Source organism: Flavobacterium subsaxonicum WB 4.1-42 = DSM 21790 (assembly GCF_000422725.1).
Classification (GTDB): Bacteria; Bacteroidota; Bacteroidia; order Flavobacteriales; family Flavobacteriaceae; genus Flavobacterium; species Flavobacterium subsaxonicum.
This window is the reverse complement of sequence record NZ_KE383909.1, coordinates 899,997-921,513: the sequence shown is the minus strand read 5'-3', so window position 1 is coordinate 921,513 and position 21,517 is coordinate 899,997. Positions and strand designations below refer to the sequence as shown.

Genomic DNA, 21,517 nt, shown 5'->3' with positions numbered 1-21,517 from the left:
TTCGTAATTAATATGAAAGCTTCCTACCAAAAATACATTCTCAATTTCAAGCGCCCCAGTGGTACATCGCGTGGTGTGATGACGGAGAAAGAAACCTGGTTTATCATCCTCGAAAAAGATGGTAAAACAGGAATAGGAGAGTGTGGTATATTGCGATCGCTTAGCGCGGATGACCGTCCGGATTACGAGGAGAAACTTAAATGGACGTGTGAAAACATCCATTTAGGTGAACAAAAATTATGGGAGGATTTGATGGAATTCCCATCAATACAGTTTGGGTTAGAAACCGCTTTCAGGTCGTTGGAAGGCAATACGCCTTATGAATTATTTCCTTCTGCCTTTACAAAAGGTGAAGCTAACATCTCTATAAACGGACTCGTTTGGATGGGTGATGAAGCCTACATGAAAGAGCAGATTGAAGACAAGCTACAGCAAGGTTTTAATTGCATAAAACTTAAAATTGGAGCCATAGATTTTGATACAGAATTAGGATTGCTGCGTTTTATAAGAGCCAACTTTAGCCCGCAACAAATAGAAATCCGTGTAGATGCCAATGGTGCTTTTAGTTTAGATACAGCTTTAGATAAGCTACATCAGTTATCTGAATTTAAACTACATAGCATAGAACAGCCTATCTTTAAAAATCAGACTGACAGCATGGCAGACTTGTGTAAAACTACTCCGCTGCCTATTGCTTTGGACGAAGAGCTTATAGGTGTTTTTGAGTTAGCAGATAAAGAGACTTTGCTTAAAAAAATCCAGCCTCAGTACATTATTTTAAAACCAAGTTTGGTAGGAGGTTTTAGGGGGTGTGCCGAATGGATTGCCCTTGCCGAAAAGTACGATATTGATTGGTGGGTAACATCGGCTTTAGAAAGTAATATTGGCCTTAACGCCATTGCGCAATGGACATTTTTACAAAATAATCCAATGCCACAAGGGTTAGGTACCGGTGCTTTATACACTAATAATTTCGAGAGCCCGCTCCAGGTTAAAAACGGAGAATTATGTTACAATCCTAAAATTGAGTGGGAGGTAAGCTTATAGCAATTATTCTCCCGTTTCGTAATGTGGCGCATCTACAGGTTTAGATTGCGGAGATCCCTGCTGCCTTAAATATATAGACAGGGCAACTATAGCAAATACCGAAAGGAACTCACTCTGCCAGTTCTGGAACGACTCAAACCAAAAGCGGGAATCGGCAATGTAATTGGCCGTGGTTTCTAAAGCTTTACCTTTAAGTTTATTTTCTACATTCTGGTCGGCAAGGCTGCCATAAAAATGCAATATAAAAGATATTGCGAACAATAGCAATAAGGCTATGGTTAGCGAATTTTGATACAGTTTTAAAATAAAGCCGCCTTTTTTAACAGGCCACGGTACATCCTTCTTATTAGGGTTGGGTTTGCAATCTACATCATCGGTACCATCAAACTTTTTGGATTCAGACGATCCTTTCTGTTTCAAAAAAATGGTAAGCACTACAAATAAAGCCATTTGCAGAAATTCGCTTTCCCAATTCTCAAAAGTGGACTCTACAAAATGCCCAGACGTAAGGTACTGCTGAACATTTACAGCCGTTCCGCCATTCTCAACCAATTCTTTATTATATTCCTGATGGCCAAATACCGTCTGAGCAACAAGGGTTGCAGCAAACAAAATTAAAAATACTATAGATAAACTATTGTTTTTAATGAATTCTTTCATGGTTAGGTATGTAGGGTTAAAGAAAACATTATTACATAAAAAATGGGGTTTAAATAAACCCCATCTTCTAACAATGCTGCTGTTTTACTCCATCTCACTATCATCTGCATCAGCAGCATCAAAATTAATGGTGTTGTAGGCGGCCTCTGTTAACGTTATATCAGCTTGCTTTTCTTCTTCAAGCGTTGTGTGAAGAATATCGGCAACATCATCCATACCTAAAGTTTTTGCAAAAGCGCAAAGTGTACCATAGGTAGCAATTTCGTAATGTTCAATTTTTTGCGATGCAGCAATAATGCCGGCATCACGCACAGCTCCGGGCTCAGTGCTTTCCATAATGTCCTGGCCTTCTTTAAGTAAGCCATCCATAGCTTCACATTTTTTAGCAACAGCTTTTTTACCAATAATAGTAAATACCTGCTCTAAACGTGCAATTTGCTCCTCGGTCTCGGTGGTGTGGTTGTTTAAACCATCAATAAGATTAGGTGTAGAGGCATTTTTAGCCATTTTAGGCAATGCTTTAACCAAAGCTTTCTCTGCCCAGTAAATGTCTTTAAGGCTGTCTATAAACAGTTCTTTTAATCCTTCGGCAGCGGTAGATTTAGCTTTTACAACACCTCTTGAATTGGTTGTTTTAGCAGTTGAAGCTTTAGAAGCCGTTACCGATTTTGAAGAAGTTGTTTTTGCTGCTGTAGTTCTTTTAGCTGCAGTACTTTTTGTACTTTTAGCAGTAGTTTTGGTGGTTGCCATAATGTTTAGTTTATTTTTGATTAATAGTTTTTCAGAATGTGTTTCCTGGTTGTTACATATCAAATTTAGATAATGGCTAAAGCACTCAATATTAATATAATCATAAAATAAAAAGCTGTAACAATACTTTAACTCGCTGTGTTATAGAATACTTAAAACAAGTATAAGAAATTACAGAATACTACATTTAAATTATAACTTAATGATAAAAGCCTTTGAGCCTATAGTTAGCAACACATCTGAAATATTAATTTTAGGTACCATGCCGGGAGAAAAATCTTTAGTGTTGCAGGAATATTATGGTAACAGGGGTAACCAGTTTTGGCGTTTGTTGTTTACGCTTTTTGGTAAAGAAATTACCCATGATTATAGCGAAAAGATCCAATTGCTAAAAGATAATAATATAGCCCTTTGGGATGTGCTGCAATATTGCGAACGGGAAGGTAGCCTTGACAGTAATATTAAAAACGAATTGCCTAATAATTTTGAAGCATTTTACAAACGTTACCCTAATATAAAAAGGGTATTATTTTCGAGTAAAAATGCTGCTGCTTATTATGATAAATATGTTGGCCGAAAGGAAACTATAGAATATGATGTATTACCATCGCCAAGTGGCGCTAACGCTACCAAATCTTTTGCAGAAAAACTTGAGATATGGCAGCTAAAGCTATTATTTTCGACAAAATAATGGGATTGACTGATTATTGCTAAAAAGACAAATTTTGTAATGAAAACGACATTTAATTGTAAGCAAAATGTTGCTTGCAGCTTAAAAAAATATATATCTTTGGAAAGCTATTTCGCTATGAAAATTTACTACTAAAACGAATGAAAAAACTGATTTTGCTTATCCTGATGTTTGTTTCGCTTTCTGGCATGTGCCAGGTAAACAGCTTTATGATAAGCAATGATAAGCTTATTTGGGAAAACGTATTTATTAGCAGCGAGGCAAATATACCTAGTACTATTTCCAGGCATGTAAGGCTTAAAATAACATCGTCTGACGGTACTATTTATAAAGGAACAGGTACCGATATTAAAAATACCTGCCCGGGCACATCAGACTTTATGAAGGACGGCTTTAGTTTTAGCTTTAATTTTGAAATTGAGCTTAGCGAAGGTAAATACAGGGTAACTATTAGCAATCTTGTATTTTCTAAAAATACCAAAAAAGCAAAAACTTCTACAGGAGCTGAAAAGTACTTTATAGAAAACGGCCTCCTTAAAAAAGATGGCAAGATTGAGGCCGATTTAACCTGCCTTGATAATTACTTCAATAAGATTTTTACAATGACTACTGTCTACAAAAATCGTTTATAATTTAAGTTCAATTACTTAACATTACATTATTACTTTTTTCTTACCTTTATAAAAATTAAAGCGCTAAGGGTCAGTCCCTTTATATTTTATCTTTATAAAAACATATTTTATTTACGATTAAAATACAGGCAACAGAGAGAGCTTAAATCTCTTTATTTAGTATCAATTTCCTGCAACGCAAACACAAAAGGATCATGAAATTTTTTAGCCTTATTTTATCTGTGATAACATTCACTACCACTTTGTATTTTCTTATTTCACAGTTTCCAGACCTGGAAACATTTGATGGATTTCTTTATTTTGTACTGCTGTTACTTTTAATGCTTATATGTATTACGGGCATTATTATTAACCGACCGGTGATAACTAGGGTGCACAATAAATTTAAGACCAAGCTATAAATTGTTAGTTGTATATAATAAGCCAAAAAGGCTGCCAGTAAAACTGACAGCCTTTTTTATAATGGTTTAAACTAATTACTTAGTCTGGTTTTTCATTTCTTTTTCAATCATGTCGTAAAACTGATCGATTTTAGGAAGTACCAAAATTCTTGTTCTTCTGTTTTTAGCCCTACCTTCAGGAGAAGTATTGCTGTCTAACGGAATGTACTCGCCACGGCCCGATGCTACTAAACGCTTAGGATCGATACCAAAATCTTTTTGAAGTATCCTTACAATAGATGTAGCACGTTTAACGCTCAAATCCCAGTTGTCTACAAGTACAGCATTTTTAATAGGCACATTATCTGTGTGGCCTTCTACCATGCATTCAAAGTCTGGCTTATCCTGAACGATCTTAGCAACTTTACCTAAAATTTCTTTAGCCCTGTCAGTCACATCATAGCTACCGCTTTTAAATAAAAGTTTATCGGCAATAGATATGTAAACCACACCTTTTTCTACGTTAACCTCGATATCCGGGTCGTTTACGCCAACAGCTCTCTTAATGCTGCTTACAAGTGCAATAGTTACAGAGTCTTTACGGGTTAATGCATCCTGAAGCCTGTTGATCTTAAGATCTTTTTCTTTAAGGCTTTCTAACGATTTTTCTAAGTTGGCTGCACCTTTAGATGATAATGTTGTAATCTGATCTCTTGTATTGATAAGGTCAGAGTTATTTTTCTTAAGATCTTCAATGCGGTTGGCCATTCCATCTTTTTCTGCCAAGCAAGTATTAAGCTTAATTGTTGCAGAATTTAAAAGATCCTGAATCTCTTTGTTTTTAGCTTCCAGCTCGGCTATCTTTTTCTTAGACCCGCACGACGTTGTCGATGTCAGCGTTATCATCGCTAACGAAAGTATTAAAATGCTTCTTCTCATAAGTTACTGATTTAAAATTTTAACAAAATTACTATTAATCACAAAATTACTAACGCGTTTATCTATAAACTATTGTTAAAATGTAAATCAAACACCTTGCCGCTTTTAACAAAATATTTGTAAGTAATGCTATTTATTTTGTAGTAATTACTGTATTGTTTTGATTCTCTTTTGTTTAAGAAGTATCTAATTTTAACAAAAAAATAAAAGTGTGCTCTTACTACTGCCCAAAAATTTGCCGGTTGGCGGTGTAATAAAAATCGCATACCTGCCAAACCGTCCATGAGCAGCCTGATGAACAATACCGGCAATAACTGGCCTGTAGGTACATTTTTAAGCAGCATCCACAACGAATTCCTAAAGTTTAAAAATGTTTTATGCGGATTACTGGCGCTAAGTGTAGCTCCGCCAACATGATAGATGACTGATTGAGCACAAAACCGTACTTTATAATTCTTGTTAAATGCTCTCCAGCATAAATCGATCTCCTCCTGATGGGCAAAAAAGTCTTCATCAAAACCTTTTAATTCGCGGTATACTTCTTTCCTAATAAAAAAACAAGCGCCAGATGCCCAAAAAAGTTGAGCATCGGTATCATATTGGCCTTTATCTTCTTCTATGGTGTCAAAAATACGGCCACGGCAAAAAGCAAAGCCATACTTATCTATATAGCCACCTGCGGCACCGGCATACTCAAAATGGGTCTTATTTTTATAGTCCAGTATTTTTGGCTGAATGATGGCAGTCTCTAAATCGGCTTCAAAAATATCTATTACGGGTTGCAGCCAGCCTTCGGTAACTTCTACATCGCTGTTTACAAGGGCGTAAATATCCTCTTCAACATTCTGTAAGGCCTCATTATATCCCTTTGCAAAGCCATAGTTGCCATTATTCTTTATTATTTTTATCTCAGGATAGGCCTGCTGTACAAACGCAATAGAATCATCGGTAGAGGCATTGTCTGCTACATATATTTCAGCTTCAGGAGAATGGGCAACAACAGAGGGTAAAAACTGTTCGAGCAGCTTTTTACCATTCCAGTTTAAAATAACTACGGCAACACTTTTCATAAAGCGGGGGTGTAAGGGGGTACATCGGGCAGAAAAACATATTGTTCTGCCTCGTGGTCCATCTGGCAAAAATAATGATTAAGCCCGTTAGTAACCATAAGGTGTACCGAATTTAATGTCATATTATAACGTGCAATCTGATCGAACGTACCCTGCGATATTTTAACCTCGGGCGCTTTGCATTCTACAATTAAAAATATTTTCCCATCAGGCTGAAATACAACTATATCGTAGCGTTTATTTAAACCATTTATCTTTACAATTTTCTCTACATTTAAGTGCGATTTTGGGAAGTTTTTTTCTTCTAAAAGAAAATGCACTACGTGTTGGCGTACCCATTCTTCGGGTGTTAGCAGGATAAATTTCCGGCGTATCTCATCAAAAACCGAGATTTTATTATCGCTATTTTTAAAGCGGAATTTGTAATCGGGAAAATTAAGCTTTTGCATGCGGCAAAGAAACAAATTATAAAGGTATATGTCAAATGCTGAAGGGCAGGTATCTAAAAATTCAGGATTAATTAGGGCTTATTTCTTTTAAGATTGACATGCAAATGTGTTATTTTTGAAGTATAAATAAAGAGTTGTGGACGAAGTTGTAAAAATTGTTAACGAGATAAAGCAGGGCAACATTAAGCCTATTTATTTTTTAATGGGCGAGGAGCCTTATTATATAGATAAGCTTACTGATTATATAGAGCACAATATTTTAACCGAAGAAGAAAAGGGCTTTAACCAGATGGTGTTGTACGGAAAAGATGTAACTATAGAAGATGTTATATCTAACGCCAAACGCTACCCTATGATGGCCGACAGGCAGGTGGTTATTGTTAAAGAGGCCCAGGAACTGTCGCGCACCATAGAAAAACTGGAGAGTTATGCCGAAAATCCGCAGCCTACTACCGTATTAGTTTTTGCTTACAAATATAAAACACTGGATAAGCGTAAAAAAATCACTAAGATTTTAGATAAGGCAGGCGTTGTTTTTGAAAGCAAAAAAATGTACGACAACCAGGTAGGCGACTGGATTAAACGTGTGCTTGCCGGTAAAAATTATGGTATAGAGCCTAAAGCTACGGCCATGCTGGTAGAATTTTTAGGTAACGACCTGGGCAAAATTAGCAACGAGCTGGATAAATTGGCTATTATTCTGCCGGAAGGCAGCACTATTACCCCAAAACTTATTGAAGACAACATTGGCATAAGCAAGGATTATAATGTGTTTGAGCTGCGCAAGGCTATTGGCGAAAAAAATCAGCTTAAAGCTTATAAAATTGCCGATTATTTTGCTAACAACCCTAAAGATAATCCGTTGGTTATGACGGTAGGTCTTGTATTTGGTTTTTTCTCGCAGCTCTTGCAGTACCACGGCCTTAAAGATAAAAACCCCAGCAATGTGGCTAAGATGCTAAAGGTTAATCCGTATTTTGTGAAGGATTATGATATTGCGTTGCGCAACTACCCCATGAAAAAAGTAAGTGCTATTGTAGGCACACTAAGAGATATTGATGTTAAAAGCAAAGGGGTAGGGGCCAATGCTATACCGCAAGGCGACCTGATGAAAGAAATGCTGGTTAAAATTTTTAATTAATTGTTTATGAGGACTTCTAAAATATTTGTTACGGTTGATGCTGTTGTTTTCAGGAAGGTAAAAGAAGCGTATGAGATACTGCTTATACAGCGCAAAAACGAACCGTTTAAGGGCCAGTGGGCTTTGCCCGGTGGTTTTGTAGATGAAGGTGAAGACCTGCCTGTTGCCGCCGCTCGTGAACTTTTAGAAGAAACCGGATTGCATGTTAAAGATTTGCAACAACTTGGTGCTTTTGGCACACCGGGACGCGACCCAAGGCAGCATACTGTATCTGTTGCATATATCGGTTTTGCCGATGAAAATGCTGTTGCCGTGGCGGCCGATGATGCTGCCGAAGCGCAATGGTTTTCGGTTAAAGTCTTACCACAACTGGCTTTTGACCATTTAGATATTGTAACTTTAGGGCTACAAAAGCACAACTTATGAGATTTCATACCCGAAAATGGGTTAAGCCTGAAGACCTGAACCCCAATGGCACTTTGTTTGGAGGAAAATTACTGGCTTGGATAGACGAAGAGGCTGCATTATATGCCATTATTCAGATAGAAAACCAGCGAGTGGTTACCAAGCACATGAGCGAGATAAATTTTATGTCATCTGCCAAACAGGGCGATATTATTGAGATTGGCATCGATGTTGTAAAATTCGGCATTACATCAATTGTCTTAAAATCAGAAGTCCGCAATAAAATGACCCAGGAAAAAATTATTACCGTAGATAATATTACAATGGTAAACCTGGATGGTTTCGGCAAGCCACTGCCGCATGGCAAAACCAAAATTGAGTATGTAAAAGACAGGATTCTTAAAGCCTAAGCATCTATATAGCCCTTGCCTGTAGGCAATTCGAATATCTCAAGATCAAAATAAGCAACAGAGGCAATAATATGGTCAAAAATATCGGCCATAATATACTCGTGGTTTATCCAGCGCTTGTCAGATGTAAATACATAAATTTCTATAGGGATGCCTTTTTCCGTTGGCTGAAGATGGCGGCACATAATAGTCATATCCTTGTTAACTCCCGGATGCGTTTCTATATAACTGTTTATGTACTTCCTGAAAATACCCAGATTAGTAAGGTTACGTCCGTTTATAGACAGCGATTTATCTATATTATTCTGCTCGTTATACTTATCAATATCTAACTTACGGCCATCAAGATAGGAGGCTATAAGCTGTATTTTTTTTAGTTCTTCCAGTTCATTTTCGTGTACAAACCTTACACTATTGGCTTTTATTAAAATATGCCTTTTAATACGCCTTCCGCCGGAATTAAGCATACCCCGCCAGTTTTTAAATGAGTCGGATATTAAGCTGTAGGTGGGTACGGTAGTAGTGGTATTATCAAAATTACGCACCTTAACGGTTGCCAGGTTAATTTCGATAACATCGCCATCGGCACCAAATTTTTCGATGGTAATCCAGTCGCCAATACGCACAATATCATTAATAGTAACCTGAATGCTGGCCACAAGCCCCAGTATGGTATCTTTAAAGATCAATATAACAAGGGCCGATATAGCACCAAAAGTACTAAGGAGCACCTTTACAGATGTATTAAACAACTCCAGTACAATGCCGGTAATGGCAAATATCCAGAGCATTATCATAACTACCTGTACGTAGCTGTCAATTGGCTTGTCGTTATAGTCCGGTTGTAATTTTAAGTAGTCTTTAATCGAGTTAAATATACTTCGGATGATCCAGAGGCTCAGTAAGATAATAAAGGCTGTAATGCCCTTAGAAAAGAGATATTCCCAATAGGTAAAAGAAGTTAAGGCTACCGGCACAACTTTGTAGATGTATAGCACCGGAATTAAATGGGCAATATATTGTGGCGTTTTGTTTTGAACCACAAAATCATCAAACGATGTTTTGGTGCGCTTGGCAATAATATTCATTACAAAAACCAGCACTTTAGTCGCAATCCTGTCTATTATAAAAGCAATTACAGCAATTATAATAAGATTGACTACAAGATTGCCATACAATGCGGTTGTACGGCTAAAGTGCAGGTCTCTAAGCACATCGTATGCCCAGTTATATTCTTTATCCTTCATTTAGCTTTGTTGCTGTTTGCTAAAGTATTTGTACTCAATGTAAAAAGTACCAAACGGAATAATTGATGCTACCAGCACAAGCAATAATTTTTTAACAGGCCAGTTTTGTTCCATTTTTAGCATAAAAGCCAGCACAACATAGGCTATAAACAATATACCATGCGCCATACCAACAGGGCGAACATATTCCGGGGTTTCAAAATAATATTTTAGCGGCATGGCAATAAAAAACAAAGCCAGTAAAGATAAACCCTCCAGGGTAGCAACTATTTTAAAGATACGAACCATAATATTTGATTATAAATTTTTGCAAAGGTAGCAAAGAGGCGCTTTTTAAAATAGCTAAAAGCAGGAAATTACCTAAATAAAAAAGCCGCCTGACAAACAGGCGGCTAACTATATCTAAAACTTAGAAAGTACTAAAAAGCTAAAAACGCTTTGTTGTATTCTTTAAGGTCTAACAGGTTGTTTTTGTGGCTAAGATCGCTAAACAGCGAAATTAAATACTCAAGGCTATCAAGATCGTTCTCTGTAGCTGGCGCGCTTGCAGTAGCCTCTTCTCCTTCTTCTAAAGGCTCATCATCAGGAATAGGGATAAGTAACGCTCCGTTTGCTTCCAGGTGCTCATACGTTAAGCGAATGGCTTTGGTTAACACCGGATTTTGTTCTTCCAGAGAATATTCGCGTAATTTTTTAAGGTCGGCTATCAATACTTCCGCATCAAAACCTTTTTTAAACAGGTCAAGCTGTATTTTATTGATCAGTTTTTGTGCACTCGGATTTTCCACAGTAAAAAGTAGTTTAGTTTTTTGGACTTTGATTTAAGGAAATGCAAAAATAGTATTTTATATAATTTTTCAATATCTTTTTTTATAATTTATTGCAACACTAAAATTAACCCGTAATTTTGGGCTTGTATGAGTAAACGCGACCTAAAAAAATACCTGGCCTCTTTGCCTAAAGATGAGCTTGAAGAGCAGCTGCTGGCCCTTTATGAAAAATTTGCCGATGTTAAGGCCTACTACAACTTTGTGTTTAACCCAAAGGAAGACAAGCTGGAACAGGAGGCCAAGGTTAAAATTGCCAACGAGTATTTCCCAATAAAGGGCAAACGGCCCAAGCTGCGCCGGTCTGTGGCGCAAAAATATGTTAAGCATTTTCTCTCATTGGGGGTAGACCCCTATGTTTTGGCCGATGTTATGCTGTTTAATATAGAAACCGCCCAAAAATACTCCGCTAAGCGCGAAATGCGTTATGGCTCCTTTTACAAGAGCATGCTTAACTCGTATAAACAAGTGGTTGATTACGTGGTGGCTAACGGTATGTCGCCCAATTTTAAAGAGCGCATTGCTACGGTACAAAACGAGGCATTCCGTCAAAACTGGGAGAATATGAAGGAGTTTGAGCGCATTTATGATAATTTTGAGTAACCTGCTGTATTAAAATTTGTTAATACTTTTCGTACCTGCTTATTAAGCTGTAACTTTATGCTTCCCAAAAATAATAAGCATTGCTAACCCTTTCAGGCTACGGAACCTGGAACTCTAAACCCCAAACAAATGGCCCAATTTATAAAAATATACCCGCAAAACCCTAACGATAAGGAAGTTGCGCGCGTGGTTAAGATACTTCAGGATGGCGGTATAATTATTTATCCTACTGATACTGTGTACGGTCTTGGCTGCGATATTACCAACAATAAAGCGCTCGAACGCATTGCCCGCATTAAAGGTATTAAGCTGGAAAAGGCTAACTTCTCTTTTGTTTGCAGCGATTTGAGCAACCTGTCTGACTACGTGAAACAGATTGATACTGCGACCTTTAAGATACTTAAACGGTCGTTACCGGGGCCTTATACCTTTATTTTGCCCGGTAACAACAACCTGCCAAAGGCCTTTAAAAACAAGACTACCGTGGGTATACGTGTGCCCGACAACAATATAGCCATAGAAATTGTAAAACTGCTGGGCAACCCCATAGTTTCTACCTCTATATATGATGATGATCAGGTAGTTGAGTACTCAACCGACCCGGAATTGATCTTCGAAAAATGGCAACATCTTGTAGATGCCGTGATTGATGGTGGCTATGGCGACAACGTGGCATCGACCATTATCGACCTTTCGGGAGATGAACCGGTTGTAGTTAGGGAGGGTAAAGGAGACCCTGATATTTTTTAATTTTACTGTATTTTCTTACACTGAATAGCGAATTTTAACAGTGATATTTCACTTTCGGACATTGAGATTCGCTTAAAATCGGCTTAAATTCGTTATTCTGAACAAAAAATAAAATGCATAAAAAAAGGCATCCAATTTTTTTGGATGCCTTTTCATTTATAAATAAAATTCTTGAATCAGAATTCGAGTTTTATTTTGGCCAGTACTAATTACTCTGTAATGATGCTTTCTAAAAACTCAGTGAATTTTGTAAAGTTTTTGTCATAGGTTTCGGGGGTTGCACAAAAGTTTATAAATAAAAATGCATTAGATGTTTCCAGCAACACAAACTGGTTATGATAGATTTTGTTCTTGTAAAAAGTAAATACCCTTGATGATACGCCATGTGGTATTTTTTTTAAATCATACTCATTTCTACCGTACCAAATATGCTCTTTACTAAATAATGCTGGCTTTCCAAAAGTATTACCGGTAATATAAATTCTTGTAAAATCTTCAAACGAGGTAAAGTCGGTTTTTTTGAAACCGGTAATGATTACAGCATTTTCTATCTGATCTATAGCGGGAAACGTTCCTCCGTAAATATTATCCTGTGATATTTTTTCTTTAAACCAAACAGGTGGTTTAATTGAATATCCAAATTCTTTGTGGCTACTTATCTTAAGAGTATCTGCAGATGATGTATTGACTAACTTATTCTGTGCAAAACCACAACCTGTTATAAATAATAAAATCAATAGAATTCTACACATAATTGCGAATAATTAAATCACTAATATAAATAATAACTGCCAGACAAGCCGGCAGTTTATTTTATTTTTCAGTTTTAAGCAAACTCGAAATCTGCTCTGCAAGCTCTGTACCAATACGGTCCTGCGCCTCAAGGGTGGCAGCACCAATGTGGGGCGTAAGCGAAATTTTTGGGTGCATAAGTACCTGTATGGCCGGTTTAGGCTCTTCTTCAAATACGTCAAGGCCTGCAAAGGCAACCTTGCCAGAGTCCAGTGCCTCTATAAGGGCAACCTCGTCTATAACACCACCACGCGATGCATTAACTATGCCCACACCGTCTTTAAGTGCCTCAAGCTGTTCTTTACCAATTACATAACCGCCATCTTGTGCCGGCACGTGCAGGGTAATAAAATCAGAATGTTTAAAAATATCTTCAAGAGGCTCAGTAACAATGTCTACATTAATAAACTGGCCGTTATAAAAATCAACACGAATTTCGGCATTGCCCACAAATTTATCGGCAGCAATAACGCGCATGCCCAAACCTAAGGCAACACGGGCCACAGAGCGGCCAATTCGGCCAAAGCCAATAATACCAAGGGTCTTGCCTCTAAGTTCAATACCGTTAGCATACGCCTTTTTAAGGCCTTCAAAGTTAGTATCGCCTTCAAGGGGCATATTACGGTTAGAGTCGTATAGAAAACGCACACCGCTAAATAAATGTGCAAATACCAGCTCTGCAACAGAATCTGATGACGAAGCAGGGGTGTTTATAACGTGAATGCCTTTTTCGCGGGCATACTCCACATCAATATTATCCATACCCACACCGCCACGGCCAATAATTTTAAGGCCCGGGCAGGCATCTATAATATCTTTGCGCACTTTGGTGGCACTACGCACCAAAATAACGGCAACATTGTTTGTATTTATATAGTTAGCCACCTGTTCCTGGGCTACTTTTGTTGTAATAACTTCAAAACCGGCATCTTCCAGGGCAATAACCCCACTTTTAGAGATACCATCGTTTGCTAATATTTTCATTCTTTATTATTTAAAGATTTAATAATTGAAAGATTTAAAATTTTGCCTCTGCGGCTAAGAACCTGAAACCTTAAACTTGAAACAAATTTTTAAACTGGCTACTGCGACTGCTTACTGAATACTTTTCTCCAACTCCTGCATAGCATCTACAAGCACCTGCACGCTCTCTATAGGCATGGCGTTGTAAATAGAGGCACGGTATCCGCCAACAGAACGGTGGCCCGGCAGGCCGCTTATTCCGGCTGCTTTCCACAATTTATCAAATTGCTCAGTGTGGGCTTCGTCTTTAAGTAAAAAGCACACATTCATTTTAGAGCGGTCTTCGGTTTTGGCAGTACCCACAAACAATGGGTTACGGTCAATTTCGTTATAAAGCAATTCGGCCTTAGCATTGTTTTTAGCCTCGGCAGCAGCAATACCACCATTGTTTTTAAGCCATTGCAGGGTAAGGTATGATGTATAGACCGCAAAAACCGGCGGTGTGTTGTACATGCTCTCTTTATCTATGTGCTGTTTGTAATCCAGCATAGACGGTATAGCCCTGCCTGTTTTGCCAAGCAGCTCTTCTTTAATTACAAGAAGGGTAGCACCTGCAGGGCCCATGTTTTTTTGAGCACCGGCATAAATGATCCCGAATTTTGAGAAATCTAACTGGCGCGAAAAAATATCAGAGCTCATATCGCAAACCAAAGGCACATCTGTATCAGGAAACTGTTGCATTTGTGTACCAAATATGGTGTTGTTGCTGGTGTAGTGAAAATAATCAGCATCGGCAGGAATGGTATAACCTTTAGGAATGTACGAGTAGTTATCGGCTTTAGAAGAGGCTATAACTTCGGTCTGGCCGAAAAATTTAGCTTCTTTAATAGCCGCTGCTGCCCACGTACCGGTATCAAGGTAAGCGGCTTTACCGCCTTCTTTTAATAAATTGTACGGCACTCTTGCAAACTCAAGGCTTGCACCGCCACCCAAAAATATAGCGTGGTAGCCTTTGCCGGTTAAGCCCATAAGCTCCAGTACAAGAGCCCTGGCTTCGTCCATTACGGCAACAAAATCTTTACTGCGGTGCGAAATTTCCAAAATTGAAAGTCCCGAACCGTTAAAGTCTAAAATTGCCTGGGCAGATTTTTCGAATACTTCCTGTGGCAGGATAGATGGGCCTGCACTAAAGTTATGTTTTTTCATTGTGTTGTGTTGTTGCTTAAAAAGTGACGCAAATTTCTAAATTATAGAACGAATAACCGCAATTTATTTTATAAAAAAATCGACTAAATTTTTGATAAAAAGGAAATTGTATCCACATTATCTGCATAATCTAACAAACCCGGCTGCTGTGTTATACCAAAGGGTATGCTGTTGTTAATAGCTTTGCCACCTACAATGCACTGAATTTGTTCACGTTCGGCGTCCAAACGTTCGTCTAAAACCTCCAGGCTATCATAATATTCATAAAACACGCTCGAAATAGGCGAGGCGTAGCTTTTATCTTCTTTAATGGTAAGAAACTCGTTATCCAGCAGTTTAAAATCGCTCATTAAAAATACGGCTTTGTTATAGTCGTAGTTGTTGGCGTATTTTTCGTAAAAAATAACATCTTTATAGGTGTACATGGCCTCAAAAAAGGCTTTAAAGTCGTAACCGGCAGGCACAAACAGTTTAGATACATTGCGGCATCCAAGGCCAAAGTACCTAAAGATGTCTTCGCCAAGGCCCACCAGCTCTTCATGGGTTTCGTTACCGGTAAGCACCGCTACAGAGTTTCGGTTTTTACGTATTATATGGGGCTTGTTTTTAAAGTAATATTCAAAATAACGGGCGGTGTTGTTGCTGCCTGTGGCAATAACGGCATCAAAAGCTTCCAGTTTTTCTTCGGTAAAAGTAATCCTGCCGGCAAACCCGGGCTCTACGGCAATAAGGTATTTGGCTAAAAAGGGCAGGAGGTACTTATCGTTAGACGACAATTTAACCAGCGCTTTATGACCTGTTACCAGTACCGATAAAAAATCGTGGAAACCCACCAGCGGTATATTGCCCGCCAAAATAAGAGCTACCGTTTTGGGCTCTGTAGCTTCCAGATTGTACTGGCTTAGCCAGTTATCTAAGTTTTGTGGGGTTAGTGCCTGTGCCCATTGTGTTATGGCGTGGTGTACCTGCTCTGGCGTAAACCAGCCGTTGTGCGACTGGCATAATTGTATTAATTCTATAAAATCGTTATAAAACGTTTCGTTGTGCAGTACGCTGTTATCTTTAGTGTTATTGTCTAAAGAAAATTGCGAAAGAAATTGGCCAAGCGTTATTAACGCTTTTTTTGTTTCTGTTAACGTCATTATGTTTGCTTATGAATGGATTTGGACGTAATTTTGCTGCAAATTTACGTTATTAAATACTAAAATTAGCCATGGCAATCATTATAACAGACGAATGTATAAACTGTGGGGCCTGCGAACCGGAGTGCCCTAACACCGCTATATACGAAGGTGCAGATGACTGGAGGTATAAAGATGGTACTAAACTGCGCGGAAAAATTGTTTTGCCAAGCGGCGAAGAAGTAGATGCCGATGCTCCTTTTAACCCGATATCTGACGATATATACTACATAGTACCCGATAAGTGTACCGAATGTAAAGGTTTTCATGATGAGCCGCAATGCGCTGCCGTTTGCCCGGTAGACTGCTGTGTGCCCGATGACAGCCATGTAGAAAGCGACGAAACGCTACTTAACCGCCAGGCATTTTTGCACGGGGATGAGTAATGTTTATTTAAAGATTTAAAATTTAAAAATTTAAAGAACATAAAAAAATCCTGAAGCAATACGCTTCAGGATTTTTTAGTAGTGAACTTAACTAATTAACTCAAATTTATTTTATAACCTTGGTGTAGGTTTCTACTGTAACACCGTCGGCTTTATCATCATAGGTTTCTACCGTAAAATTTCCGGCAGCATCAAAATGCCCTACAGAGGTGCCTGTTTTTGTTCTGTAAATATACTGGCCGTTAGAGGTCCTTCTTAATTTACCGTATTCAACATTATCAGGGGTAGTAATTCTGTAGCCACCTTTATCGGTAACAAAAACATAATCTTTTCCACCCATCTGGTAGTTAGATATCTGCCCGATTCTTGCATTAAAACCCTCATCACGCACTACCGAAGTAGACGATGTTACCTGAGGGGCAGTTTCGTAAGCCTCTTTATTCAGCTTTTTAGAATTAGCGTCTTTAAGTTCTAATTCGCTGGTAGCCTCGGTATTTTTTGTCTTAACCAATTTTTTTGGAGTGCCTGTACCATCGTTAACCGTTACTGTAGTAGTGGTAGACTCTTTAGTAACATTCTGGTTAACCTGTGCCGAAGCCGATAGGCCTACAGCCAACAATATAGTGATTGCGAAATTTTTCATTGTGTTGTTATTTAAACATTTATACTGCAAAGGTAGCCGCACAATGTTAAATAACTTCTTACAAAAACATAAAGTAATGGTAAAGTATTTATTGTCGAAAGTCTGTCAGGTCTTAAAGTAGAAAGTCAAAGTACCGCATGTTAATTTGCAACGATATTTGACATTGTGACTGTTGACTACATTACATTTGACTTTAAGACCTTACGACTTTACAAACTTTATGACTTTACCGACTTAATTACTATATTTGCACCCTCAAAAAACAGTATATAATGAAAGCAGGTATAGTAGGATTGCCTAACGTGGGTAAATCGACACTTTTTAATTGTTTGTCTAATGCTAAGGCGCAGAGTGCCAACTTTCCGTTTTGTACCATAGAGCCTAATATAGGTGTTGTAAACGTGCCTGACCCAAGGTTAGAAAAACTGGAAGAGCTTGTAAACCCGGAGCGTGTACAGCCTGCAACCGTAGATATTGTAGATATTGCCGGCCTTGTAAAAGGTGCCAGCAAAGGCGAGGGCCTTGGTAACCAGTTTTTGGGCAATATTAGAGAGTGTAACGCTATAATACACGTGCTGCGTTGTTTTGATAACGATAATATTATTCACGTAGATGGTAATGTAAACCCAATACGCGATAAAGAAACTATAGATATTGAGCTTCAGCTAAAAGACCTTGAAACCGTAGAAAAACGCCTTGAAAAAGTGCGCCGCGCTGCTAAAACAGGCAATAAAGAGGCCCAGGCCGAAGAAGCCCTGCTTGACAGGATTCGCGAAACATTGCTACAGGCAAAATCGGCACGTACGGTTATACCTCAAAATGCTGACGAAGTGGAGCTGTTGGAGAGCTTTCAGCTTATAACCACCAAACCGGTTCTTTATGTATGTAATGTAGATGAAGGTGCTGCTGCAACCGGCAACGCATATGTAGAGCAGGTACGCGAACTGGTTAAGGATGAAAATGCAGAGGTAATGTTCCTGGCTGTTGGTACAGAAGCTGATATTACTGAGTTAGAAACCTATGAGGAGCGCCAGATGTTTTTAGAAGACCTTGGCCTTAAAGAGCCGGGATCATCTGCCCTTATTCGTGCGGCCTACAAACTATTAAACTTACAAACGTACTTTACCGCGGGTGTTAAAGAGGTAAGGGCGTGGACTATAAATATTGGCGATACCGGGCCGCAGGCTGCTGGTGTTATCCATACCGATTTTGAAAAAGGCTTTATCCGTGCCGAAGTTATAGCGTATGAAGACTACGTTACTTACGGTACCGAAGCTAAAGTTAAAGAAGCCGGTAAACTTAAAGTTGAAGGTAAAGAGTACATTGTTAAAGATGGTGATGTTATGCACTTTAGGTTTAACGTGTAATTAGTATTAATTACTAATATTTTAGTATTGAGATTAGCCTGTTGGAGAATATCCGGCAGGCTTTTTTGTTAAGTTAGGCTTCATCATCTTTACCTATAGCTTCAATAAGCTGTGCTTTTTGATTATTTTTCATTTCTTTCTTAACACTACGAGACCATATATAGAATCCGATAGCTATATATAAAGAAAAATTAAAACCAATATAGTAACCAATTCTTTCGCTGGAGCTCATATAAGTTTCTACTACAGTCATACTATTTACATAGCCTATTAACTGAAAAACTAAAAATATCACTGCAAGGGTTTGTAGTACAGTTACTTTAGTCCTGCCTTTTTGTTTAATTACTGTTTTGCTCATATTTAGTTTAGTTTAGAGATTTTCTCGATCTCGGCTTTAAGTAATGGCAAATGATTTGTTTTAATAGCCCACACAACAGAATCATCTATACTATCGTAGGCGTGTATCAGCCTGTTTCTAAAATTAACTATTTCTCTGGAATATGATAGCGGATAGCCTGTTTGTTCTTTCTCAAACTTATTTACAGCTTCACCAATTATGCCTAATTGTCGTTCTACAGCGCTTTTAGTTTTGAGATCATTTTCGTATAAAAAAAAAGTTGGGGTAGATTCAAGAAAATTTTCTACCATCTCTATTGCAAATAATATATCAAACAAATATTTACGAGCTCGTTCTGTCATAAATAAGTTGTTTAGTAGTGTCAATTTGTTTTTGCAGATATGGATTATGCATTTTAGAAGACGTAAGTAAATCGACCTTCCTGGAAAATAATTTTTCCAGATCTGCCCATAGCATCATGATATTTTCTCCCTTTTTTACCGGATTTTCTTCGTCTAATTCCGCCAAAATATCCACATCGCTTTTCTCCGGATTAAAATTACCGTTAGACAAAGAGCCAAATACAAACAGCCTGATTACTTTGTATTTTTCACAAAGCTCAGTAAGTTTATATCTGTTACTCTCTATTTCTATTGGTAATGCCATTCTTCAAATTTATAAAGTTTAGCCGAATATCAAATATATTTTATAATTATTCTTACAGCATTGAACTATTTATCCAATTGTCAAAGGTCATTTCAAACTTTGTTTCGCCTTTGCCGTGTGTGCCTATCTCTTTCCAGCCCGATTTTCTGTAAAAAAGTTCGGCTCTTGTATTGGGCGATGTTCCAAGCCAGACCTTCTCTTTTGTTTGGGCAAAATACCAGTTTAACATTACATCGTGCAATTTGCGGCCAATGCCCTGCTTATCAAATCCGGGCTGTACAAACAGTGCCCAGATGTTGTTCTCTTTAAGGTCTGCAATAGAAAACCCGACAATTTGCCCGTCGATATCGCAAACCCAGCCTTTTCCCCTTATTAAGATAAACTCCTCACAATCTTTATCCGTTACAAGATCAGGATTTGAGAGCACGTTTTCTGTAACAGAATTTCGCACTTTCTGTATTTGTTTTATGTCGCTTATCTGCGCTTCGCGAATTATCATATCTTTTCCTTCTTAAGATTATAAGCTTCACGAAGATAATAAATTTAACATTTACTACTAAGTAAAGTTATTTGCTGTAATTACTCGCTTTTTCTTACATTAGTCCCAATATAAAAACCAACATTTCATGAAACTATTAGCCTTTGGTGCAAGCAGCAGCAAGCACTCTATAAATAAGCAACTGGCAACCTATGCCGCAAGCCTTTTTGAAAACGTAGAAACCGAAATTATCGACCTTAACGATTTCGAGCTTCCGCTTTTTAGCGTAGACAGAGAAAAACTTATTGGCCAGCCGCCTGTTGCCAGAACGTTCTTAGACAAGATAGAAGGGGCCGATATTTTGGTAATATCTGTTGCAGAGCATAATGCCGGACTAACCAGTGCCTTTAAAAATATTTACGATTGGGCATCGCGCCAAAAAAAGTTGGTGTACGATAATAAGCCGTTGCTGCTTATGTCTACTTCTCCCGGTAAGCATGGTGGCAAAAATGCACTCGAAGCTGCTAAAATTAGCCTTGCGTGGTATGGCGGTAACATACGTGCCACATTTTCGCTTCCAGGCTTCGAAGAAAATTTTGATAAAACTGCCGGTAAAATATCCAATAAAGAGTATGATGATGCGTTAAAGCAAATAATAGCAAACTTTGATTATGGGCAAAAAGCTTAAGAGTGCTTTCAAATTTGTTGGCCGGTTTGTACTGGCCATCATAGCGTTTATTGCGGTGTATTTATTAATGGTAGTTATACTATCGCACATTACCGTAAATTCTGAACCCGAAAAAGGCGGAGATGTAGCCATTTACATTAACTCCAACGGCGTACATACCGATATTTTAGTGCCTATTAAAAACGATGTAAAAGACTGGACTAAAGACATACTGTACACCCAAACTAAAGCGCAGGACAGCGTAGCCACGTACATGGCGTTTGGCTGGGGCGATAAAGGCTTTTACCTCGATACGCCCGAGTGGAGCGACTTAAAGGCAAGCACGGCGTTTAAAGCGGCGTTTTACCTGGGTACATCGGCTATGCATACAAAATTTTATAAGTCGGTTAAAGAAGATAATGAGTGCGTTAAGATCATGATCACCCAAAAAGACTATCAGGACCTTGTAAAATACATTAGCGAAAGCTTTCAGTATGATGAGGGTAAGAAAGTGCTTTGGATTGCCGACCAAAGCTATGGCAAATACGATGCTTTTTACGAAGCCAACCGCAAATACAGCCTGTTCTACACCTGCAACACCTGGGCCAACAATGCTCTTAAAGCGGCACACCAAAGGGCTGCATTATGGACACCCTATGAGGGGGGAATATTTACGCATTATAAATGATTTACAGCAAAAATTTTTTGAAGTCACAAATTATTAGTAGCGCTATTGCTCCGCTGTTATTTGTTGTTGCTATTATATTGATTAAAGCCAGAAATTTTTTCAGATTTATTCCTGAATATCATTTTCTATTTGTAATCTTTAG

29 protein-coding genes are annotated in these 21,517 nt (G+C 38.2%); 12 read left to right on the top strand and 17 right to left on the bottom strand.

Annotation, left to right across the window (positions count from 1 at the left end):
- The first annotated feature begins 12 nt into the window (after positions 1-12).
- On the top strand, positions 13-1,047 hold the full coding sequence (locus G509_RS0114575; protein ID WP_026992211.1) for an o-succinylbenzoate synthase: 1,035 nt from the start codon (positions 13-15) through the stop codon (positions 1,045-1,047).
- 3 nt (positions 1,048-1,050) lie between these two features.
- On the opposite strand, the gene G509_RS0114570 is transcribed toward G509_RS0114575, so the two are convergent.
- Together G509_RS0114570 and G509_RS22195 are read right to left on the bottom strand one after the other, a co-directional pair.
- A complete protein-coding gene (locus G509_RS0114570) occupies positions 1,051-1,707 on the bottom strand; it encodes a DUF6766 family protein (RefSeq protein WP_026992210.1) in 657 nt (218 codons plus the stop codon).
- An 84-nt stretch (positions 1,708-1,791) separates the two neighbouring features.
- Positions 1,792-2,457, bottom strand: a complete 666-nt coding sequence (locus G509_RS22195) for a YciE/YciF ferroxidase family protein (protein WP_026992209.1) — start codon at positions 2,455-2,457, stop codon at positions 1,792-1,794.
- Between the two features lie 202 nt (positions 2,458-2,659).
- On the opposite strand from G509_RS22195, the gene G509_RS0114560 reads away from it, so the two are divergent.
- Both G509_RS0114560 and G509_RS0114555 read left to right on the top strand, forming a co-directional pair.
- On the top strand, positions 2,660-3,148 hold the full coding sequence (locus tag G509_RS0114560; protein ID WP_026992208.1) for a DNA-deoxyinosine glycosylase: 489 nt from the start codon (positions 2,660-2,662) through the stop codon (positions 3,146-3,148).
- Positions 3,149-3,288: 140 nt separating this feature from the next.
- Positions 3,289-3,780, top strand: a complete 492-nt coding sequence (locus G509_RS0114555; protein WP_026992207.1) for a hypothetical protein — start codon at positions 3,289-3,291, stop codon at positions 3,778-3,780.
- A gap of 476 nt (positions 3,781-4,256) precedes the next feature.
- Here G509_RS0114555 and G509_RS0114545 read toward each other — a convergent pair whose 3' ends face one another.
- The 3 genes from G509_RS0114545 to G509_RS0114535 form a co-directional block, all read right to left on the bottom strand.
- The gene (locus G509_RS0114545) at positions 4,257-5,099 is read right to left on the bottom strand and encodes an OmpA/MotB family protein (RefSeq protein WP_026992205.1); all 843 of its coding nucleotides are present in this window, start codon (positions 5,097-5,099) and stop codon (positions 4,257-4,259) included.
- Between the two features lie 62 nt (positions 5,100-5,161).
- Positions 5,162-6,169, bottom strand: a complete 1,008-nt coding sequence (locus tag G509_RS0114540) for a glycosyltransferase family 2 protein (RefSeq protein ID WP_026992204.1) — start codon at positions 6,167-6,169, stop codon at positions 5,162-5,164.
- The gene (locus tag G509_RS0114535) at positions 6,166-6,618 is read right to left on the bottom strand and encodes a type I restriction enzyme HsdR N-terminal domain-containing protein (protein ID WP_026992203.1); all 453 of its coding nucleotides are present in this window, start codon (positions 6,616-6,618) and stop codon (positions 6,166-6,168) included. Before G509_RS0114535 ends, G509_RS0114540 begins: the two co-directional genes overlap by 4 nt.
- A 136-nt stretch (positions 6,619-6,754) precedes the next feature.
- Between G509_RS0114535 and holA the strand changes: the two genes are divergently transcribed.
- Genes holA through G509_RS0114520 form a run of 3 tightly spaced genes read left to right on the top strand, consistent with a single transcriptional unit; the run spans position 6,755 to position 8,574 of the window.
- Positions 6,755-7,759: a DNA polymerase III subunit delta gene (gene holA, locus G509_RS0114530; RefSeq protein ID WP_026992202.1), complete on the top strand. Its 1,005-nt coding sequence runs from the start codon at positions 6,755-6,757 to the stop codon at positions 7,757-7,759.
- A gap of 6 nt (positions 7,760-7,765) precedes the next feature.
- Positions 7,766-8,185 carry an NUDIX domain-containing protein gene (locus G509_RS0114525; RefSeq protein WP_026992201.1) on the top strand — a complete coding sequence of 140 codons (420 nt, stop codon included), beginning with the start codon at positions 7,766-7,768 and terminating at the stop codon, positions 8,183-8,185.
- Positions 8,182-8,574 carry an acyl-CoA thioesterase gene (locus G509_RS0114520; RefSeq protein ID WP_026992200.1) on the top strand — a complete coding sequence of 131 codons (393 nt, stop codon included), beginning with the start codon at positions 8,182-8,184 and terminating at the stop codon, positions 8,572-8,574. Before G509_RS0114525 ends, G509_RS0114520 begins: the two co-directional genes overlap by 4 nt.
- On the opposite strand, the gene G509_RS0114515 is transcribed toward G509_RS0114520, so the two are convergent.
- From G509_RS0114515 to G509_RS0114505, 3 genes are all read right to left on the bottom strand, one after another.
- Positions 8,571-9,821, bottom strand: a complete 1,251-nt coding sequence (locus G509_RS0114515; RefSeq protein ID WP_026992199.1) for a mechanosensitive ion channel family protein — start codon at positions 9,819-9,821, stop codon at positions 8,571-8,573. The genes G509_RS0114520 and G509_RS0114515 overlap by 4 nt on opposite strands.
- Complete coding sequence (locus G509_RS0114510; RefSeq protein ID WP_026992198.1) at positions 9,822-10,109, bottom strand: DUF3817 domain-containing protein; 288 nt, start codon at positions 10,107-10,109, stop codon at positions 9,822-9,824. It lies immediately after the preceding gene.
- A 131-nt stretch (positions 10,110-10,240) separates the two neighbouring features.
- Positions 10,241-10,609 carry a hypothetical protein gene (locus tag G509_RS0114505; protein WP_026992197.1) on the bottom strand — a complete coding sequence of 123 codons (369 nt, stop codon included), beginning with the start codon at positions 10,607-10,609 and terminating at the stop codon, positions 10,241-10,243.
- Positions 10,610-10,738: 129 nt separating this feature from the next.
- Here G509_RS0114505 and G509_RS0114500 point away from each other — a divergent pair, with 129 nt between their 5' ends.
- Positions 10,739-11,251 (top strand): DUF6155 family protein, encoded by a 513-nt coding sequence (locus G509_RS0114500; RefSeq protein ID WP_026992196.1) that lies wholly within the window; start codon positions 10,739-10,741, stop codon positions 11,249-11,251.
- 129 nt (positions 11,252-11,380) lie between these two features.
- A complete protein-coding gene (locus G509_RS0114495) occupies positions 11,381-12,001 on the top strand; it encodes an L-threonylcarbamoyladenylate synthase (protein ID WP_026992195.1) in 621 nt (206 codons plus the stop codon).
- A 209-nt stretch (positions 12,002-12,210) separates the two neighbouring features.
- Here G509_RS0114495 and G509_RS0114490 read toward each other — a convergent pair whose 3' ends face one another.
- From G509_RS0114490 to G509_RS0114475, 4 genes are all read right to left on the bottom strand, one after another.
- On the bottom strand, positions 12,211-12,753 hold the full coding sequence (locus G509_RS0114490; protein WP_131450686.1) for a hypothetical protein: 543 nt from the start codon (positions 12,751-12,753) through the stop codon (positions 12,211-12,213).
- A 61-nt stretch (positions 12,754-12,814) separates the two neighbouring features.
- Complete coding sequence (locus tag G509_RS0114485) at positions 12,815-13,777, bottom strand: D-2-hydroxyacid dehydrogenase (protein ID WP_026992193.1); 963 nt, start codon at positions 13,775-13,777, stop codon at positions 12,815-12,817.
- Between the two features lie 111 nt (positions 13,778-13,888).
- Positions 13,889-14,962 (bottom strand): 3-phosphoserine/phosphohydroxythreonine transaminase, encoded by a 1,074-nt coding sequence (gene serC, locus G509_RS0114480; RefSeq protein ID WP_026992192.1) that lies wholly within the window; start codon positions 14,960-14,962, stop codon positions 13,889-13,891.
- Positions 14,963-15,045: 83 nt separating this feature from the next.
- Complete coding sequence (locus tag G509_RS0114475) at positions 15,046-16,104, bottom strand: acyl-CoA reductase (RefSeq protein ID WP_026992191.1); 1,059 nt, start codon at positions 16,102-16,104, stop codon at positions 15,046-15,048.
- 71 nt (positions 16,105-16,175) lie between these two features.
- Here G509_RS0114475 and G509_RS0114470 point away from each other — a divergent pair, with 71 nt between their 5' ends.
- Positions 16,176-16,529, top strand: a complete 354-nt coding sequence (locus G509_RS0114470) for a 4Fe-4S dicluster domain-containing protein (RefSeq protein ID WP_026992190.1) — start codon at positions 16,176-16,178, stop codon at positions 16,527-16,529.
- 106 nt (positions 16,530-16,635) lie between these two features.
- On the opposite strand, the gene G509_RS0114465 is transcribed toward G509_RS0114470, so the two are convergent.
- The gene (locus G509_RS0114465; RefSeq protein ID WP_026992189.1) at positions 16,636-17,172 is read right to left on the bottom strand and encodes a hypothetical protein; all 537 of its coding nucleotides are present in this window, start codon (positions 17,170-17,172) and stop codon (positions 16,636-16,638) included.
- 272 nt (positions 17,173-17,444) lie between these two features.
- Here G509_RS0114465 and ychF point away from each other — a divergent pair, with 272 nt between their 5' ends.
- On the top strand, positions 17,445-18,539 hold the full coding sequence (gene ychF / locus G509_RS0114460) for a redox-regulated ATPase YchF (RefSeq protein WP_026992188.1): 1,095 nt from the start codon (positions 17,445-17,447) through the stop codon (positions 18,537-18,539).
- Between the two features lie 73 nt (positions 18,540-18,612).
- On the opposite strand, the gene G509_RS0114455 is transcribed toward ychF, so the two are convergent.
- The 4 genes from G509_RS0114455 to G509_RS0114440 are packed head-to-tail and all read right to left on the bottom strand — an operon-like array spanning position 18,613 to position 20,041.
- On the bottom strand, positions 18,613-18,897 hold the full coding sequence (locus tag G509_RS0114455) for a hypothetical protein (protein WP_026992187.1): 285 nt from the start codon (positions 18,895-18,897) through the stop codon (positions 18,613-18,615).
- Between the two features lie 2 nt (positions 18,898-18,899).
- Positions 18,900-19,238 carry a HepT-like ribonuclease domain-containing protein gene (locus tag G509_RS0114450; RefSeq protein WP_026992186.1) on the bottom strand — a complete coding sequence of 113 codons (339 nt, stop codon included), beginning with the start codon at positions 19,236-19,238 and terminating at the stop codon, positions 18,900-18,902.
- A complete protein-coding gene (locus tag G509_RS0114445; protein WP_026992185.1) occupies positions 19,219-19,542 on the bottom strand; it encodes a nucleotidyltransferase family protein in 324 nt (107 codons plus the stop codon). The genes G509_RS0114450 and G509_RS0114445 overlap by 20 nt, the downstream gene beginning before the upstream one ends.
- Before the next feature lie 52 nt (positions 19,543-19,594).
- Positions 19,595-20,041: a GNAT family N-acetyltransferase gene (locus G509_RS0114440; RefSeq protein ID WP_026992184.1), complete on the bottom strand. Its 447-nt coding sequence runs from the start codon at positions 20,039-20,041 to the stop codon at positions 19,595-19,597.
- Positions 20,042-20,168: 127 nt separating this feature from the next.
- Between G509_RS0114440 and G509_RS0114435 the strand changes: the two genes are divergently transcribed.
- Positions 20,169-20,708 carry an NADPH-dependent FMN reductase gene (locus G509_RS0114435; protein WP_026992183.1) on the top strand — a complete coding sequence of 180 codons (540 nt, stop codon included), beginning with the start codon at positions 20,169-20,171 and terminating at the stop codon, positions 20,706-20,708.
- Positions 20,692-21,375, top strand: coding sequence for a TIGR02117 family protein (locus G509_RS0114430; protein ID WP_026992182.1), 684 nt, complete (start codon positions 20,692-20,694; stop codon positions 21,373-21,375). Before G509_RS0114435 ends, G509_RS0114430 begins: the two co-directional genes overlap by 17 nt.
- Positions 21,376-21,517: the final 142 nt, after the last annotated feature.

What these genes read in the sequence shown, in the direction of transcription:
- G509_RS0114430 (WP_026992182.1), top strand. Translation starts at nt 20,692, where the DNA reads ATGGGCAAAAAGCTTAAGAGTGCTTTCAAATTTGTTGGCCGGTTTGTA.
- G509_RS0114465 (WP_026992189.1), bottom strand. Translation starts at nt 17,172, where the DNA reads ATGAAAAATTTCGCAATCACTATATTGTTGGCTGTAGGCCTATCGGCT.
- G509_RS0114515 (WP_026992199.1), bottom strand. Translation starts at nt 9,821, where the DNA reads ATGAAGGATAAAGAATATAACTGGGCATACGATGTGCTTAGAGACCTG.
- G509_RS0114510 (WP_026992198.1), bottom strand. Translation starts at nt 10,109, where the DNA reads ATGGTTCGTATCTTTAAAATAGTTGCTACCCTGGAGGGTTTATCTTTA.
- G509_RS0114500 (WP_026992196.1), top strand. Translation starts at nt 10,739, where the DNA reads ATGAGTAAACGCGACCTAAAAAAATACCTGGCCTCTTTGCCTAAAGAT.
- G509_RS0114450 (WP_026992186.1), bottom strand. Translation starts at nt 19,238, where the DNA reads ATGACAGAACGAGCTCGTAAATATTTGTTTGATATATTATTTGCAATA.
- G509_RS0114475 (WP_026992191.1), bottom strand. Translation starts at nt 16,104, where the DNA reads ATGACGTTAACAGAAACAAAAAAAGCGTTAATAACGCTTGGCCAATTT.
- G509_RS0114440 (WP_026992184.1), bottom strand. Translation starts at nt 20,041, where the DNA reads ATGATAATTCGCGAAGCGCAGATAAGCGACATAAAACAAATACAGAAA.
- G509_RS0114545 (WP_026992205.1), bottom strand. Translation starts at nt 5,099, where the DNA reads ATGAGAAGAAGCATTTTAATACTTTCGTTAGCGATGATAACGCTGACA.
- serC (WP_026992192.1), bottom strand. Translation starts at nt 14,962, where the DNA reads ATGAAAAAACATAACTTTAGTGCAGGCCCATCTATCCTGCCACAGGAA.
- ychF (WP_026992188.1), top strand. Translation starts at nt 17,445, where the DNA reads ATGAAAGCAGGTATAGTAGGATTGCCTAACGTGGGTAAATCGACACTT.
- G509_RS0114575 (WP_026992211.1), top strand. Translation starts at nt 13, where the DNA reads ATGAAAGCTTCCTACCAAAAATACATTCTCAATTTCAAGCGCCCCAGT.
- G509_RS0114470 (WP_026992190.1), top strand. Translation starts at nt 16,176, where the DNA reads ATGGCAATCATTATAACAGACGAATGTATAAACTGTGGGGCCTGCGAA.
- G509_RS0114555 (WP_026992207.1), top strand. Translation starts at nt 3,289, where the DNA reads ATGAAAAAACTGATTTTGCTTATCCTGATGTTTGTTTCGCTTTCTGGC.
- G509_RS0114495 (WP_026992195.1), top strand. Translation starts at nt 11,381, where the DNA reads ATGGCCCAATTTATAAAAATATACCCGCAAAACCCTAACGATAAGGAA.
- G509_RS0114445 (WP_026992185.1), bottom strand. Translation starts at nt 19,542, where the DNA reads ATGGCATTACCAATAGAAATAGAGAGTAACAGATATAAACTTACTGAG.
- G509_RS0114485 (WP_026992193.1), bottom strand. Translation starts at nt 13,777, where the DNA reads ATGAAAATATTAGCAAACGATGGTATCTCTAAAAGTGGGGTTATTGCC.
- G509_RS0114520 (WP_026992200.1), top strand. Translation starts at nt 8,182, where the DNA reads ATGAGATTTCATACCCGAAAATGGGTTAAGCCTGAAGACCTGAACCCC.
- G509_RS0114435 (WP_026992183.1), top strand. Translation starts at nt 20,169, where the DNA reads ATGAAACTATTAGCCTTTGGTGCAAGCAGCAGCAAGCACTCTATAAAT.
- G509_RS0114525 (WP_026992201.1), top strand. Translation starts at nt 7,766, where the DNA reads ATGAGGACTTCTAAAATATTTGTTACGGTTGATGCTGTTGTTTTCAGG.
- G509_RS0114535 (WP_026992203.1), bottom strand. Translation starts at nt 6,618, where the DNA reads ATGCAAAAGCTTAATTTTCCCGATTACAAATTCCGCTTTAAAAATAGC.
- G509_RS0114540 (WP_026992204.1), bottom strand. Translation starts at nt 6,169, where the DNA reads ATGAAAAGTGTTGCCGTAGTTATTTTAAACTGGAATGGTAAAAAGCTG.
- G509_RS22195 (WP_026992209.1), bottom strand. Translation starts at nt 2,457, where the DNA reads ATGGCAACCACCAAAACTACTGCTAAAAGTACAAAAAGTACTGCAGCT.
- G509_RS0114560 (WP_026992208.1), top strand. Translation starts at nt 2,660, where the DNA reads ATGATAAAAGCCTTTGAGCCTATAGTTAGCAACACATCTGAAATATTA.
- G509_RS0114570 (WP_026992210.1), bottom strand. Translation starts at nt 1,707, where the DNA reads ATGAAAGAATTCATTAAAAACAATAGTTTATCTATAGTATTTTTAATT.
- G509_RS0114490 (WP_131450686.1), bottom strand. Translation starts at nt 12,753, where the DNA reads ATGTGTAGAATTCTATTGATTTTATTATTTATAACAGGTTGTGGTTTT.
- G509_RS0114455 (WP_026992187.1), bottom strand. Translation starts at nt 18,897, where the DNA reads ATGAGCAAAACAGTAATTAAACAAAAAGGCAGGACTAAAGTAACTGTA.